This window comes from Mangrovibacter yixingensis (genome assembly GCF_020523985.1).
GTDB lineage: Bacteria > Pseudomonadota > Gammaproteobacteria > Enterobacterales > Enterobacteriaceae > Mangrovibacter > Mangrovibacter yixingensis.
In genome coordinates this window covers 151,191-167,165 of the sequence record NZ_JAIVKM010000001.1, presented here as the reverse complement: position 1 = coordinate 167,165, position 15,975 = coordinate 151,191, and the positions used below count along the sequence as shown (strand labels likewise).

The window sequence follows — 15,975 nt, the reverse complement described above, 5'->3', positions numbered from 1 at the left end:
CGGGTGGAGGTTTTATGTCACTCAAACGATGGGGAAATGTGCTGACTGCCTGCGCAATCCTGTTGCTGACTGCCTGTGATGTTGTGAGTCTGGATGCCAATGGGAACCCCATTTTGCCAAAAGCTGCAGACAGTACACCGGGTTATGACAACATGACGCCGAAACAGATTGCCCAGCAAACATGGCAAAGCCGTGTTGTTGAGGCGGCACAGAATAAGGCCATGGACACATCAACATTTCTCTCCAGCTTATCGGCCTCACCGGGTAACCAGCAGAGTTTTTTCCTGCGAATAACTGGCCCGGTGACGGATGAGGATGCCCAGAATGAACGGGAAAAGAAGATAACTATCATGGTCGATTCGCACCCCCTCACAGTGCAAATTGGTCCGGTTATTCGCGGTAACAGTATCCGTGATGCGGCAGGGTTCCAGTTTGAAGACTTCACGAATCAGGTGCAGTTCGCTCAGCTTTCCAAAGCCTATAACCGTGAAGCCGCCAGCCACTTACCCAAGGTTGATACAGCCTGGATGGGAAAACAGGTTAGCGCATTGCTGGCAGTGACCACAGCTCACGGCAAAGTCACCGATGCAGTCGCGCTCACCTTAACTGAAGAGGCCGCGCAATGAACGACGAACTTCAGAACGACATCATTTTACGCGCCCGGGGAATATCCCGGGTTTTCCCTGGCACCATTGCGCTGGATAACGTCAATTACAATGTCTGGCGCGGTAAGGTCAATGTGATTATTGGTGAAAATGGTGCCGGAAAATCAACGCTGATGAAGATCCTTGCCGGGGTTCAGCCCCCCAGTGCCGGGGAAATTTTTCTCAACAACAAGCAGGTCCACTTCGAAAATACCAGGGATGCTGCTGCCAAAGGCATTGGTATGGTTCACCAGGAGTTGAACCTGTTTGAAAACCTGACAGTAGCTGAGAATATCTTTCTTGGCCGCGAACACCAATCCGGGCTCACCCCTATCCGGGAAGCAGAACAGGAGGAGATTGCTCAACAATTGCTTGCGCGCCTTGATCAACCCATTTCGCCACGCGAGCTGGTTGGAAATCTAAAAGTAGGCCAGCAGCAATTGGTCGAAATTGCCAAAGCACTGGCAGAAAACGCCGATATTTTGATTCTTGATGAACCCACCTCAGCGTTGAGCAAAACAGAAGTCAGCATTTTGTTCCGGGTTATCCGGGAACTGACTCGCCAGGGCGTTTCTATCATCTATATATCTCACCGCCTTGAAGAGTTGATGGCGATTGGCGATGTCATAACAATTCTGCGCGATGGAAAATTTCAGGCAGAAGCGAAAGTTTGCGACATAGACGTACCGTGGATCGTGCGCGAAATGCTGGGAAGTGAACCGGTTTCACGCTTTTTACCGGAAGAAAGAACCTTTGGCGCACCGGTGCTCGAAGCAGAGCATATTACCAGCGTCAATTCTCTGGGCCATAAAGTCGTGGATGACGTCAGCCTTGCGATTAAAGCCGGTGAAATTGTCGGAATTTATGGCCTGATGGGGGCTGGGCGAACAGAGTTGTTCGAATGCCTGCTGGGTGCCGAGCACACATACAGCGGCAAAATCTGGTTGGACAGTAAACCCGTTCCCCAGCGGCTCAGCACGGCTGAACGTATTCGAATGGGGATGAGTATGGTTCCTGAAGACCGAAAACGGACCGGTATTTTCCCGGTGTCATCGGTAGCCACCAACCTGACGATTGCCAGCTTGTGGCGCAGGCTGCAAAAGCACTTTGCTATTGCCGCAAAAGAAGAAGCAGCAGTGGTTGCCAGCACTATTGGCAATTTGTCCATCAAAGTCTCTTCCCCGGAAGTAGAGATTCAGGCACTGAGCGGTGGAAATCAGCAAAAGGTAGTGATTGGCCGAGCGTTGTTGACCAACCCCAAAGTGCTGTTACTGGATGAACCCACACGCGGCATTGATATTGGTGCCAAAGCCGATGTCTTTCGCATGATGGTCAATTTGTCTGAACAGGGTATCGCGGTCATCTTCTCAACCTCTGATCTGAAAGAAATTATGTCTGTTTCTGACCGTATTCTTGTTATGTCCGGTGGCAAGCTCACTGCCAACATTCCCCGCAATCAGGCTGAAGAAGCAGCCCTGGTTAGCGCAAGTGCTCAGGGGTTCTGAAATGAAAACAACATCTTCCGAAACATTAGCTACGGCCGCGGCATCGCCATCCCGTTCCCGCGAAGGGTTGCTGTTACTGGCACTGAAACTGCGCACGTTTATTGCGTTGTTTTTAATTGTCGGCTTTTTTACGTTAACCGTACCCGGCTTTCTGGCAACCGGCAGCCTGGTCATCATGATTAAGCATATTGCTATCAATGCGTTTTTGGCCCTGGGGATTACTTTTGTCATCATCACGGCTGGTATTGACCTTTCCATAGGCGCCACGCTGGGTTTATGCGGCATGATAGCTGGCTGGATGATAACCAAAGGCATCGTGCTCCCTATGTTTGGTATCGCCATTTTCCCCAGTGTCTGGGTTATTGTCCCTGTCGTCTTGCTGATTGGTGCATTTATTGGTGCAATTAATGGCTGGATTATTACCCGCTATAATGTTGCACCTTTTATTTGCACGCTGGGCACCATGTATGTCCTGCGCGGTGCCGCCATGCTAACTTCTGGCGGGCAAACATTCCCAGGGCTTGAAGGCAACCCGTTGCTGGGTAACACCGGGTTTGATGAAATTGGTTCGGGCACATTACTGGGTATTCCGTGGGCTATCTGGATAATGATTGTTCTTGCCGTTGCCATTGCTTACGTGGCCCGCCGCCTGCCCTTTGGTCGCCATGTCTATGCAATTGGCGATAATGAACGCGCCGCTGAGCTATCTGGCGTGAAAGTCCGCCAGGTAAAAGTGTGGGTTTATACTTTGTCGGGCTTTTGTGCCGCCATTGCCGGGATTGTAGTTTCCGCACAATTATTGGCCAGCCACCCGGCAAACGGCACCGCATTTGAAATGAATGCTATTGCAGCCGTGGTACTTGGGGGGACATCGCTGGCTGGCGGGCGAGGTACCATTTTAGGGACACTGGTTGGGGCGTTTGTTATCGGTTTTCTTGCTGATGGGCTGGTGATGATGGGCGTCAGTGAGTTCTGGCAAATGGTAATTAAGGGCCTGGTCATTATTATTGCGGTCATCATTGACCAGATGCAAAACCGTATGCAGCAAAAAGCTGCGGTGGTTGCCCAGCAAGCTGTAATGAAAGCACAGTAATTCAACCCGCGTGCGCATTGATACCGATACCGGGGAAAACAGGTTGGCTGGCGCATAACCCAGGCGCATCTGCCATCCAGCCTGTTTTAACCTGGTGTCGTTATTTTTAATATCAGTGAGTTGAACAGATGTCGTTCATGTAAAAACCGGCTGTATGAATCCAATGAAATCACGCCACCGCCCTCGCCCCAAAAAAACAGCATAATCTACACGCTCACTGCAAATTTTCCTCATAATTCTGGCCTATTCTGCTTCCTTAGGCGGGTAGCCCTGTACAGGCCTGGTGGTTATTGTGCGCCACTGAAAAAGTGATGTTCCCAGGGATATCCTTAATTGCGTATAATGACGTTTTCGTGCATTACCAAACTGCCATGTTAAAACAAAAAACAATTAGCCAGCATATTGAAACCACTGGGATTGGTCTGCACAGTGGTAAGAAAGTGCATATGAAACTCTCTCCGGCACCCGTTAATACAGGTGTTGTGTTTCGCCGTGTCGACCTTTCCCCTGTTGAAGAGATTCCGTTACGCGCGCATCGTATTAAAGATGCCGTTCTCGCAACCAATTTGTTCAATGAAAACGGGGTACGCATTTCAACTATCGAACACCTTTCGTCGGCCATTGCCGGGTTAGGTATCGATAACCTGTATGTCGAACTTAATGCAGCCGAAGTGCCAATTATGGATGGGAGTTCCAACCCGTTTGTCTACCTGCTGCTCCAGGCCGGGATTCAGGACCAACAGGAAGCAAAATCCTTCCTGAAAATCACTAAACCGGTACGGGTAACGGATGGCGACAAGTGGGCAATGCTGGAGCCTGGCACCGGTTTTAGCCTGGATTTCACTATTGAGTTTAACCACCCGGCTATTGCTGCAGATACTTGCCAGTTTGCATTACAACTGACTCCGGAACGTTATGTCGCCGAGCTATCACGTGCCCGCACTTTTGGCTTTATCAAAGATATTGAATACTTACAGAAACAAGGCCTGAGCCTGGGTGCAAGCCTGGATAATGCCATTGGCCTGGATGAATTCAATGTGGTAAACCCGGAAGGCCTGCGTTACCCAAACGAGCTGGTACGCCATAAAATGTTGGATGCAGTGGGCGACCTTTATGCCGGTGGGCATAACCTGCTGGGCCATTTCAGCGCGTATAAATCAGGCCATGCACTGAATAATGCCCTGATTTGTACTCTGCTGGATACCGCCAACGCCTGGACACTGATTACCAGTGAAGAGCCGGGCCTTAACGGGCAAGAAAATTACAGTACCGTGCCAGCAGTTACGCGCTCGAGTTTCCCTTCTTTGGCATTCCGTACGCACAATTGATTTTCACCAGGCAGGCCACAACCGGCTGCCTGGTGACATCAGGTTAACGGCACAGCTTATTTCACGAATAAACGCACCACACCGCTCATATCCTCTTGCCCCAGCCCTTGGGCCATGGCTTCGCGAAAAGCATCACGCGCACCTGTGATAGCAGGCATTGCCGGGGCTTCATCGGCCGAGCGCAGCATGTAATCCAGGTCTTTTTCTATCAACTCAACCGGAAATAGCGGTGCAAACTGCTGGGCCAGCATAGACTGAGCAACCCGCCCGGCCATCGGGCTCCAGGAAGCCGTACCTGAAACGGCATCCAGCACCCTGACAACATCCACCCCTTCCCGAATCAGAATTGCGATAGTTTCGGCCAGGGCCGCGACCTGCACGCCCATTAACGTATTGGTCGCCAGCTTGCTCATTGCCGCAGCGCCGTGGCTCCCAACATAAAACACGTCAGAGCCCATTTGTAATAATAAAGAACGGACATGATCGACATAGCCTTCATAACCGCCAACAAAATAGATAAGGCTGGCGTTATCAGCCTGGGGGCGCGAACCAGAAACAGGGGCTTCCAAAAATGGCCGGTCACGGGAAGACATTATCTGTGCCAGTTCACGTACCCAAGAGACTGTGAGCGTACTACTTTCTATAGCAATAGCGCTGGCAGGCATACCGGCAAGTGCGCCCCATTCAGGGTTGAGCCACACTTCACGTGAAGCGTCATCATCACGTAATACCGAAATTATCACACCGGCCTGCTCAACGGCTTCCCGTGGCGTAAATGCCTGGCTCGCACCAGCATCCACCAAAGGCGCGGCTGTTTCCGGGGTACGGTTCCACACCGTAACATCATGCCCGGCTTTCAGTAAGTTCATTGCCATTCGGCTTCCCATCGCCCCGGTGCCAAGAAATGTCACTTTCGCCATGATTGTTACCTTTTCAAGATTCAATACGCGGCGGTGACTGGTACGGGAGGGAACCGCCGGGAAATGCCGGTTGCCTGTTAAACACAAGGCTCGCCCCGCGCCGGCTAAATGGGCTAAGGTATCTGACGCTTTCTCCTGGCAGGTTGCAAGCAAGAAATACCTCAAGGGAGATAAATTAGCAGAAATAGCAGCAAGCACAGCCCGGACACGATCAAGTTAGTGCTATTTTTCACTCCCTGCGAACGCCCAACGCCCCATGCCATGAGAAATATCTCCAAACCCTGGTTATATTAATCATTCCGACATCAACAATTTGCATTAAGTAAAAAATAACCCACAATAAAAATACCGGTACTAATACAATTATAAAAAGAACACCACGTATATACTGAAGTATTAACCAGATACCTCTGGAGGAGTACAAGCCATTACTTACAACAGATAAACCTACACAGATCCTGTTAATTTTATTGGTTATTATTTAAAAAATAAGCAAAAAAATGTGATCGACACATTTAAACAGAATAAATAAATTAATACTAATTTAAGAAATCCAGGGTATATTAATTTCCATACAGCAAGGAGCAGAAATAGAACTTTGCTGTTGTATTTAGTTGCCTTTGATATATTTAATTGCGACTAACTTTGATTACTAAAACCTGTGCCTGGCTTAATAGTAAATTACTCTGCGTAACACATATGGCAGGATTTTTTTGAAATTGAATTTCAAATAACGCAAAGCCAGTCTCATGTTGGCCATTTATTTTCCACTGTGGATAACCACACTGATTATCCGGAGCCAATTATGCAGATCTTAAAAGATATTACCGTCAGAAAAATGTTGTTGATTATCCTTGCCGTGTTCACCTTGATTTGGGGTGTGGCAACCACATTAACGCTGAGAAACTTTACTGATGTAAGCCACTTACTGGAACAAAATACAGAACAAAAACACACTTATGCCATGCTGGTTAAAGGCAATGACCAGTACTTCCGCAGCATGACGCGGATGTTACGCGCGGTAGACTTCCGCCAGTCTGGCGATGAAGCCAATGCAGAGAAAACTTTCGTTTCCGCAGGCAAGGCACTGAAAATCAGCCAGGATATGCTGGCAGAGTTCCGCCAGAGCCAGCACCCGGGAATAGATGACGCACTGGTTCAGCAGATGGTTAATGACTGGGAAACCCTGCTTAATACTATCGCCCCTATGTTGCAAAATGCCCAGGCGAATAATCTGGACAGTTTCCGCCAGACATTTCGCCACGTATACCCACCGTTGAGTGTGCAGTTTGGCGCTACTGCTGAAAAATACGCCCAGGCCATTCAATCAGATCACATGGTTAAAGAAGCTCAGAGCCACATTACCAGTAACCGTTTTATCCTGCTGGCTGCTCTGGTGGCGGGGATTGTCACACTGTTTCTGACTGACCGTTACCTGGTTGCTTACCTGGTACGCCCGGTTGGCATTATCAAACGGCACCTGGAGCGTTTAACTGCAGGCCAGTTGCAACATAATATTGATGACTTTGGCCGCAACTGTGCCGGGCAACTGATTCCCTACATTCGCAGTATGCAAGACAGCCTGCGCGATACGGTTACAGTAATCCGCGACAGTTCTGGCACCATTTACACCAGCACCAGCCAGATTCGTAAAGGCAACGAAGAACTCTCTGGCCGTACCGACCAGCAGGCAGCGGCGCTGCAACAGACTGCCGCCAGTATGGAAGAACTGACTTCCACCGTGAAAAACAATGCGGAAAACGTACACCAGGCACGCCAGTTAACCGATGAAGCTCAGGGTATTGCCCAAAAAGGTGGTGAAATCACGAATACTGTGGTGAAAACCATGGCAGGGATTTCCGAAAGTTCGCAAAAAATCGCGGATATCACCAGTGTGATTAACAGCATATCGTTCCAGACCAATATTCTGGCACTGAATGCTGCAGTTGAAGCAGCCAGAGCAGGCGAACAAGGGCGTGGTTTTGCCGTCGTCGCCAGTGAAGTTCGCTCCCTGGCACAGCGCAGTGCCCAGGCAGCTAAAGAGATTGAAGGCTTAATCAGTGAATCTGTCAGCCGGGTTACCACCGGTGCAGGCCAGGTACAGGAAGCAGGCAAAGCGATGGAAACCATTATTGCTTCTGTCAGCCGGGTACGGGAATTGATGGGTGAGATTGCTGTCGCATCCGATGAACAAACCCGCGGTATCGACCAGATCGGCCAGGCGATGAACTCAATGGATAGCGTCACCCAACAAAACGCCGCCCAGGTTCAGCAGGCTGCCACCAGTGCCGCGGCACTGGAGATGGAAGCAGAACATCTGACTGGTGCGATTGCAGTGTTTGACCTTGGCAGCAGCTATACCGCCAAAGCGAATTCTGAAGTGAGAAAGCCGGCGCTAAAACCGACCCAGGGCGTGAAGGCGCTTACTGCCAACACCGGGGAAAACTGGGAAACATTCTAATAATAACAAGTTAATATTGCAGAGCATTGCCGGGAAAATCACAGGTTTCCCGGCCTTTTTACATTGTTACGCCCGAAACCGCATGAGGCATTCCGTGCGGTTTTGTTTTTTTATACAGGTAAACTTTACAGTTTAGCTGTACAGTTTGACTGTAGATAATTTGAATTAGCTGGTATTCGTACCCGGCCTGCAATTTGAAGTATGAAGAACACCGCTAACTAACAGTGAACTGCACATGAATACATCCATACCTTCTGAACAAAGCGCCATGCTGGCTCAGGCCCTGCAAACCGCCATGCGCAAACTCCGCCGCCGGTTACGCCAGCAATCTACCCTAAGCGAGCTTTCCGCCTCGCAACTGGCTGTGCTGCACCACCTGGAAAACGAGGGTACGGAAACCGTTTCGGCCCTGGCCCGTACTGAAGGTATCCGGCCACAATCAATGGCAGCCATTGTTAACAGCCTGGTGGAAGCCGGGTTTGTCACGGGGAAACCAGACCCCAATGACGGGCGCCAAACATTACTTTCGCTGACTGATGCCTGGTATGAGTGGGTTATGCCGCGCAGAGCGCTTCGTAAGGACTGGTTAACCCGCAGTATTTCAGCGTCCCTCAGCGAGGAGGAACAGGAAACGCTTTCCCAGGCCATTAGCCTGATTAACCGGTTAACCGATGATGCCAGTAGTGGAAAATAATCAACCGGACTTCTTCCCCAGAAACAGATTGCTAACCACAGGTCGCTATGTCAGTTACCACGATTTTTCGTTCATTTCGCAATACTAACTACCGTATTTGGGCCTGCGGTGCCTTTGTTTCAAATATTGGCACCTGGGTGCAGCGCGTGGCACAAGACTGGATAGTCTTAACGCAACTGACGAACCACAATGCATCGGCAGTTGGCGTGGTCATGGCGTTGCAGTTTGCCCCGCCGTTATTATTCCTGCCGTGGACCGGGTTTGCCGCAGATTACTTTAACCAGCGGAAATTGCTGCTGACCACCCAGGCGATTATGGGCATCCTGGCGCTTGGGCTTGGGGTGCTGACTATTACAGGCCTGGTTCAGTTATGGCATGTTTATGTCTTCGCGTTTTTATTTGGTACGGCAAACGCCTTCGATGCCCCGGCAAGGCAAACCTTCGTTGCTGAGCTGGTTGGCGATAACGATTTGCCTAATGCCGTGGCACTTAACTCTACCTCGTTTAATTCGGCGCGGATGATAGGCCCCGCCGTTTCCGGGCTGGTAATTGCCGCCGTAGGCACAGGCTGGGCATTTGCACTTAACGGGCTGTCGTTTATCGCCGTGCTGATTTCACTGCTGTTTCTGCAGGCAGATAAGCTCTACCCCCAGGTGCGGGCAGCGCGTAAAAAAGGCAGTTTTGTTGAAGGGCTGCGCTATGTTAAAGGCCGGCCAGATCTCAAAGCCATCCTGCTGATGCTGTTTTTTATTGGCACATTTGGCCTGAACTTTCCGATTTATATTTCGACGATGGCCGTTAACGTATTCCACACCGATGCCCGTGGTTTTGGGTTGCTTTCCTCCGTGATGGCGTGCGGAACATTGCTGGGGGCGCTGATGTGTGCCGGGCGCGAACGGCCACGTTTTACTACGCTAATTCTGGGAGCCGGTTTTTTCGGTATAGGTTGTATCCTGGCAGCTATCTCCCCAGGTTACTGGTGGTTTGCGGCGATGTTAGGCATAACCGGGGTTGCTTCACTGACCTTTATGAACACCTCTAACAGCCTGGTGCAACTGACCACTGAATCCAGCATGCGTGGGCGGGTAATGGCATTGCGCATTTGTATTGCCATGGGCGGGACACCAATCGGGGCACCCATTGTTGGTTGGGTAGCAGACCATTATGGCGCACGGTGTGCCATGGGAATTGGGGCTGCGGCCGGTATCATCGCCGCAGTCATTGGCATTCTGGTTTGGTTGCGCCAACGCAGGGCTTCGCTGCCAGCTACAACTCGCGATGTGTCCTAAAAAAACCGAGAAGCCACAACAACATTGGGCCAACTGCCGAACAAACATGGTATGGTAGCAGCGCATTTTTTGCGTTCCATTACTCTTTCAATACCTAATTGCCATGATAAAAAACGAACTTTCCACAGCCCGGCTGGTACTGACTACGCTTAATGCCGATGACTGGCCGTTTTACCTGGCTCTGCGCCAAAATCCGGACGTCATGAAATACATGGCGGAAATTGATAGTGAAGACGGTATTCGGCAAAGTTTTGAACGCCTGCTGAATCAGGAAACGGGCTGCTACTTTATTATTCGTGAGCAGCACAACCCACAAGCAGTAGGCGATATTGGCCTGAATATCAACAGACTGGTGCCTGATACAGCAGCTGTGGGCTACAGCCTGTTGCCAGCCGCTCGCGGGAAAGGCTATGCCTTTGAAGCCTTGTCTGCGGTATGCCAGTTTGCCCTCAACCTGCCGGGTATAAAGAAAATCAGTGCGCTGGCACTCAAGGATAACCAGGCTTCTATTCAGTTACTGGAAAAGGTGGGGTTTCGCTGTGAAATAGTGACCAAACAGAGCTATTTACTGAATGGCCACTATTACGATGATTGTGAATATCGCCTGTATGAAGAAGATTTCAGGCCACTTCAGCAGTATTCACACCCATAAACTGGCGAATGCGCTGTAAAGCAGGGTTACTATCGGCGCAACGAATATTCGCCGGGGTGGCATCGGCCTGAATATTTCCCTGGTTCATCAGTACCACCCGGTCCGAAATCGCCAGGGCAAAATCCATTTCGTGAGTCACAATTACCATTGTCATGCCCTCACGGGCCAGGTCACTGATAACTTTTAGCACTTCTCCGACTCGCTCCGGATCCAGCGCCGAAGTGGGCTCATCAAACAACATAATATCTGGCGATAATGCCAGTGCTCTGGCAATCGCCACACGCTGTTGTTGCCCACCAGATAACTGGTGAGGGTATTTATGCACATGAGCCAGCAAGCCCACTTTATCCAGCAACCACAGGGCCTGGGCACGGCGCACTGTTTCTTTTTCCGGTTGGTGGTGATAACGCTGAGCCAGCATCACATTTTGCAAAATGGTGTAGTGGGGAAACAGGTTAAACCCCTGAAAAACCATACCAATGCGCCGAATACCTTGCTGCTCGGCCTTGCGGTTACGGGCGTTACCAGACTGAATAAACCCTTCACCGAATAACACCACTTCGCCTTTATCCAGATTTTCCAGGCCATTAATGGTGCGAATTAATGTCGTTTTTCCTGAACCCGAAGGACCAATTACGCTAACCACTTCACCTGGTGCGACCCGTAACCCGACACCTTTCAAGACTTCATGCTGGCCCCAGGCTTTATGAATATCCTTCATTAACAAAGCATCTGGAGTGCCGTGTTGTGTTGTTGGCTGGCGCAGTGCCAGGGGTTGAGCCTGCTCACGCAAAGCAACCAGTTGTTCATCGGCCAGAGTTTGCGGTGTTTTGGCCTGTACGTTAACCCAGCGTTCAACAAACTGAAACAACAGGCTGAAGGCAGAGACTATCAACACGTAGTAAACGGCCACGGCTGCCAGGGTTTCCATCACCAGGAAGTTTTCTGCATATAACCGCTGGCCGGTCATTAACAATTCTGGCAATGAGATAACCGAAACCAGCGAGGTTTGCTTCACAATGGTAATAAATTCATTGATAAGGGATGGCAGCGCGATGCGCAGTGCCTGTGGGATAACCACCAGGCGCTGAATACCAACATAGCCAAACCCCAATGCATGGCCCGCTTCGTGCTGGCCTTTCGCCACCGAGAGCAATCCACCACGGTGTATTTCTGCCATATACGCGGTTTCCACCAGCACGGTCGCTATCAGCCCGGCCACAAAGGCATTGCCCAAAATAGCGCCAGTGCTGGGGAAAAGCTGCGGCAAGTTATACACAAATACCACCAGCACCAGTAGCGGCACACTGCGAAATAGCCAGATATAAACCTGGCTGATACTTTTCAGCCAGGCCGGGCCAGATAACCTGGCGCTGGCCATCAGAAAGCCCAAAACCAGGCCTGCCAACCAGGAGAGCACGCTGAGTTCGACCACGGTGACACAGGCCTGCCAAAACGCATTCATTGAAAAGAGTGAAAAGAAATAGGCCCAGTTAAATGTCATATGCTGTGCTCTCCTGTCTGGTTAACGCCATTAGCGGGCCTGAGTATCCGTAATGCCATAGCGGGCATACTTTTTCAGTAACGCGGCGTATTCCCCGTTCTGGCGCAGAGCTGCCAGCGCCTTGGTCAGGCTGGTTTTCAACACGTCGTTCCCTTTTTTGACATAGATACCCAGTGTTTGCGGGTAAATCGTGTTGGGGGAGGTAATTTTCACCCGGCCATGGCTGCGCTCGGCAAACATGCTGACAGCACCGGCGATATCCACTTGAGCCTGAACATGGCCGGCCAACAATGCCTGCATAGTTTCCGGTGCGGTGGGGAACTCTTTTACCGTGATAGCCCCTTTACCGTTGGTTTTGCAGTAGCTGTCTGAAAGCTCACGCAGTTTTTTCACCCAGGAGGTGCCTTGTTGTAACCCCACGGTTAGGCCACACAAGTCTTTTTCTGTTTTCGGCTCGATAGCGCTGTCATTACGCACCATGATGTACGCACCGGTATCGGCATAAGGAATGGCATCCGCCTGAGCGGTGCGTTCCGGTGTGATATACAGAGCGGATATTACTGTGTCATGGCGATCTGCATTGAGCCCAAGGATCAGGCCGCTGAATTTGGTGTCTGCCAGTTGCAGTTTTAACCCCATTTGCTGGCTGAGCAACTGCGCCAGTTCAGCATCGAACCCGACAATTTTATTATCCTGCCAGGATTCAAACGGCGGGTAAGCCACTTCCACCCCGACTTTTAACACCCCCGGTTTCAACGTGCCATCGGCCGCACTGGCCGCAGAGGAAACCGTACCCAGGCCCGCCATTAGCGCCAGAGCCACACACATACCACGCAGAGAAACAGCTTTAGTCATCGCATTGCTCCTGTAGAAGTCATTCGCCGATGGTGTGCATCGGCAAGCTGGCAAAGTAATTCAAACATCATGGTGGCGCCGGTCATGCTGGTCAGGTTGCCCTGATCAAAAGGCGGTGCCACTTCCACAACATCAGCGCCCACTAAGTTCAACCCCTGCAACAGGCGTACACCCTGCTGTGCCTGAAGCGTGGTCATTCCACCGATTTCTGGCGTACCGGTACCGGGTGCATAGACCGGATCCAGCACGTCAATATCGAAACTGATATAGGTTGGTTCCATACCAACAATGGCTCGGGCACGCTCCATCACGGTTTGCATACCCTCTTGCGCCACTTGTTCCATGGGAATAATGGTGATGCCATTGGCACGGGCCCAGGCGTGATCATGTTCACTGAACAATGCCCCACGAATACCAATTTGCACTGTGCGTTTTGGGTCCAGTACCCCCTCTTCCACCGCACGGCGAAATGGCGTGCCATGGGTAAATTTCTCCCCGCCGAAGTAGGTATCATTGGTATCCGAGTGCGCATCAAAATGGATCATGCCCAGCGGTTTCTCCCGCCCCAATGCCCGCAAAATGGGCAATGTAGTCAGGTGATCGCCGCCGGCTGTCAAAGGCATAACCTGCTGCTGATACAGAGTGCGGTAATAGCTTTCGATCCGTGCCAGGCTGTCCTGCACATCTACCGGGTTAACCTGCACATCACCCAAATCACCTACTTTTGCCAGGTCATAGGGTGACTGATATGTCACCGGATGCACCCGGCGCACCAGGCTTGAGGCATTACGTAACTCACGTGGCCCATGGCGAGTTCCCGCCCGGTTGGTCGTTCCCCCATCCCAGGGCACCCCCACAACACCGATGCTCAAGTCTGCAATTTGTGCGCCAAAAGGCAGGCGAAAAAAAGTTGGCAGCCCACTGTAGCGTGGAATATCACCACTTTGAGGCTGAGGGTAATCCGTTGAAGTTAAAGTATTCACAGACGTGTTTCTCCTTGATAGCGCACTCCTGGCAACACACACAGCATTTCGTAGAGTAAGTTGGCGCCAAGTTGTGCAGTCATACCGCTAATATCGTAAGGGGGGGAGACTTCGACCAGGTCGCAGCCAATCAGATTTATTCCCCGGCAACCGCGAACAATTTCTAAAGCCTGAATAGCGCTGAGCCCACCAACTTCCGGGGTACCTGTGCCAGGTGCCCAGGCTGGGTCAATGCTGTCTATATCGTAAGAGAGGTACACCGGACCCGCGCCCATCAGTTGGCGAACTTCCGCCATCAGCGGGGCCAGGCTTTTGTGCCAGCACTGTTCAACAGGAATGAGCCGGAACCCCTGGTCTACTCCCCACTGGAAATCACCGCTGGCATAGCCTTGTGCGCGCTGGCCGATTTGCACAACACGCTGGCAATCCAACAAGCCCTCTTCTACTGCCCGGCGGAACGTGGTGCCGTGAGCAATTTTTTCGCCGAACATGTCATCGTTGGTGTCGGTATGCGCATCGACATGAATAAGCCCGACCGGGCCGTGTTTTTTCGCCAGTGCGCGCAGAATGGGTAGCGTTAATGTGTGGTCACCGCCCAGGGTAAGCGGAATGAGCGGCCAGTCATTAAGCCGGGTATAAAAATCTTCAATGATGTCGACAGATTTCAGCAGGCTGTAGGTGTTAATCGGCACATCGCCAATATCACCAACTTGCAAGGAATCAAAAGGGGCCGCCCCGGTTGCCATGTTGTATGGGCGAATCATCACGGATTCATTGCGGATGTTACGTGGCCCGTAGCGGGTTCCGGCACGTTGTGAAGTTCCCACGTCCAGCGGGATCCCGACAAACGCAGCATCCAGGCCTGCCGGGCTGTCACAAAAAGGCAGGCGTAGCATAGTGCCTCGCCCTGCAAAGCGCGGCATTTCGTTGCCGCCCTGTGGTTGGTTATACACTTTCTCCATGAGCACTTTCTCCTGGTTAGCGGAGCAGGTAACCCTGCCCCAGGTGTGTCTGGAAATAGTGCATCAGGGCGAAAGGATGAAAAAATAGCAAAAAGCAAAAAATTAGTTTAGAAAAAGGAAAACTAATTCATGGAATAAAACAGAGGTAATCACTTATGGCTGCTGGGAAATTCCCCAATCTTCGGCTGGTGCATATTTTTGTTACTGTGGCCAAACACCAGGGGTTTGCCAATGCTCAGGGAGAGCTGAATTTAACCGTATCGGCTATCAGTAATTACATGAGTGAGCTGGAAGAAAAGCTGGGGTTTGTGCTGTGCCGCCGGGGGAGAGGCGGGTTTGCGCTAACCACCAAAGGCGAGGCCTTTTTGCAGCAGAGTATGACGTTACTGAACACGCTGGAGAATTTTGACCGCTACACGGCGTCACTACGCGGTGAACAAAGTGGCACCCTGAACCTGGGCATTATTGACTCCACGATTACCGACCCAATGCTCCCGGCCAGTAAAGCTATTGCACAGTTCAGCGAGCTGTTTCCACTGGTTCACCTTAACCTGCAGATCAAAAACCCGAATGCGCTATTGCACGGTATTCTGAATAATGAACTCGATATTGCTGTTGGTACCTTTTCTCTGCAAGGCAACAGCGTGGTATCACACCCGTTGTACCGTGAACAACACTGGTTGTATTGCAGTGATCAACATGAATTATTCAGCATTCGCCACCCGACAGTGGCGCATATTTCCCAGATGCGCATGGTCACACGGAGTTACTGGAGTGCGGCGGATTTGGGCAAGAAAGGGTTTAAGCAGAGCCTTGCCAGTGTGGAAAGCATGGAAGCACAACTCATGCTTATCCTCTCAGGGAAATACATTGGGTATTTACCAGAGCATTACGCGCTGAACTGGGTAAAACAGCAACGGTTGCGGGCACTGTTACCCACCGATTATGGTTATCAGGCTCCGTTTTCTTTGATTTTCCGCCGTGGGCGTAGCAAAGAAGTGCTGATACGAACCCTGCGTGATTTGCTAAGAAATTCCGCGAAAAATAGCAAATCCCGGCGCTGAATGCACCGGGACAAAGTAAGG

14 protein-coding genes are annotated in these 15,975 nt (G+C 51.0%); 9 read left to right on the top strand and 5 right to left on the bottom strand.

Going from position 1 to position 15,975, the window contains the following annotated elements:
- Positions 1-14 precede the first annotated feature (14 nt).
- The 4 genes from LC084_RS00850 to lpxC all read left to right on the top strand — a co-directional run bounded on the left by LC084_RS00850 (position 15) and on the right by lpxC (position 4,570).
- Positions 15-626, top strand: a complete 612-nt coding sequence (locus tag LC084_RS00850; protein WP_226568536.1) for a DUF2291 family protein — start codon at positions 15-17, stop codon at positions 624-626.
- Positions 623-2,149 (top strand): sugar ABC transporter ATP-binding protein, encoded by a 1,527-nt coding sequence (locus tag LC084_RS00845; protein WP_226568534.1) that lies wholly within the window; start codon positions 623-625, stop codon positions 2,147-2,149. The genes LC084_RS00850 and LC084_RS00845 overlap by 4 nt, the downstream gene beginning before the upstream one ends.
- Position 2,150: 1 nt before the next feature.
- Complete coding sequence (locus LC084_RS00840; protein ID WP_226568532.1) at positions 2,151-3,242, top strand: ABC transporter permease; 1,092 nt, start codon at positions 2,151-2,153, stop codon at positions 3,240-3,242.
- A 371-nt stretch (positions 3,243-3,613) separates the two neighbouring features.
- On the top strand, positions 3,614-4,570 hold the full coding sequence (lpxC, locus tag LC084_RS00835) for a UDP-3-O-acyl-N-acetylglucosamine deacetylase (RefSeq protein ID WP_264193432.1): 957 nt from the start codon (positions 3,614-3,616) through the stop codon (positions 4,568-4,570).
- Positions 4,571-4,626: 56 nt separating this feature from the next.
- Here lpxC and LC084_RS00830 read toward each other — a convergent pair whose 3' ends face one another.
- Positions 4,627-5,490: an NAD(P)-dependent oxidoreductase gene (locus LC084_RS00830; RefSeq protein ID WP_226568529.1), complete on the bottom strand. Its 864-nt coding sequence runs from the start codon at positions 5,488-5,490 to the stop codon at positions 4,627-4,629.
- 805 nt (positions 5,491-6,295) lie between these two features.
- Between LC084_RS00830 and LC084_RS00825 the strand changes: the two genes are divergently transcribed.
- From LC084_RS00825 to LC084_RS00810, 4 genes are all read left to right on the top strand, one after another.
- The gene (locus LC084_RS00825; RefSeq protein WP_226568528.1) at positions 6,296-7,951 is read left to right on the top strand and encodes a methyl-accepting chemotaxis protein; all 1,656 of its coding nucleotides are present in this window, start codon (positions 6,296-6,298) and stop codon (positions 7,949-7,951) included.
- Positions 7,952-8,186: 235 nt separating this feature from the next.
- Positions 8,187-8,645, top strand: coding sequence for a MarR family winged helix-turn-helix transcriptional regulator (locus tag LC084_RS00820; RefSeq protein ID WP_226568527.1), 459 nt, complete (start codon positions 8,187-8,189; stop codon positions 8,643-8,645).
- Positions 8,646-8,692: 47 nt separating this feature from the next.
- Positions 8,693-9,934 carry an MFS transporter gene (locus LC084_RS00815; protein ID WP_226568526.1) on the top strand — a complete coding sequence of 414 codons (1,242 nt, stop codon included), beginning with the start codon at positions 8,693-8,695 and terminating at the stop codon, positions 9,932-9,934.
- Between the two features lie 103 nt (positions 9,935-10,037).
- The gene (locus LC084_RS00810) at positions 10,038-10,586 is read left to right on the top strand and encodes a GNAT family N-acetyltransferase (RefSeq protein WP_226568525.1); all 549 of its coding nucleotides are present in this window, start codon (positions 10,038-10,040) and stop codon (positions 10,584-10,586) included.
- Here LC084_RS00810 and LC084_RS00805 read toward each other — a convergent pair.
- Genes LC084_RS00805 through speB (LC084_RS00790) form a run of 4 tightly spaced genes read right to left on the bottom strand, consistent with a single transcriptional unit; the run spans position 10,555 to position 14,890 of the window.
- Positions 10,555-12,090 (bottom strand): amino acid ABC transporter permease/ATP-binding protein, encoded by a 1,536-nt coding sequence (locus tag LC084_RS00805; protein WP_226568524.1) that lies wholly within the window; start codon positions 12,088-12,090, stop codon positions 10,555-10,557. The genes LC084_RS00810 and LC084_RS00805 overlap by 32 nt on opposite strands.
- A gap of 30 nt (positions 12,091-12,120) precedes the next feature.
- Complete coding sequence (locus LC084_RS00800) at positions 12,121-12,945, bottom strand: ABC transporter substrate-binding protein (RefSeq protein ID WP_226568523.1); 825 nt, start codon at positions 12,943-12,945, stop codon at positions 12,121-12,123.
- Positions 12,942-13,928 (bottom strand): agmatinase, encoded by a 987-nt coding sequence (speB, locus tag LC084_RS00795; RefSeq protein WP_226568522.1) that lies wholly within the window; start codon positions 13,926-13,928, stop codon positions 12,942-12,944. The genes LC084_RS00800 and speB (LC084_RS00795) overlap by 4 nt, the downstream gene beginning before the upstream one ends.
- A complete protein-coding gene (gene speB, locus LC084_RS00790) occupies positions 13,925-14,890 on the bottom strand; it encodes an agmatinase (protein WP_226568521.1) in 966 nt (321 codons plus the stop codon). Before speB (LC084_RS00790) ends, speB (LC084_RS00795) begins: the two co-directional genes overlap by 4 nt.
- 155 nt (positions 14,891-15,045) lie before the next feature.
- Here speB (LC084_RS00790) and LC084_RS00785 point away from each other — a divergent pair, with 155 nt between their 5' ends.
- Positions 15,046-15,954: a LysR family transcriptional regulator gene (locus LC084_RS00785; protein WP_226568520.1), complete on the top strand. Its 909-nt coding sequence runs from the start codon at positions 15,046-15,048 to the stop codon at positions 15,952-15,954.
- Positions 15,955-15,975: the final 21 nt, after the last annotated feature.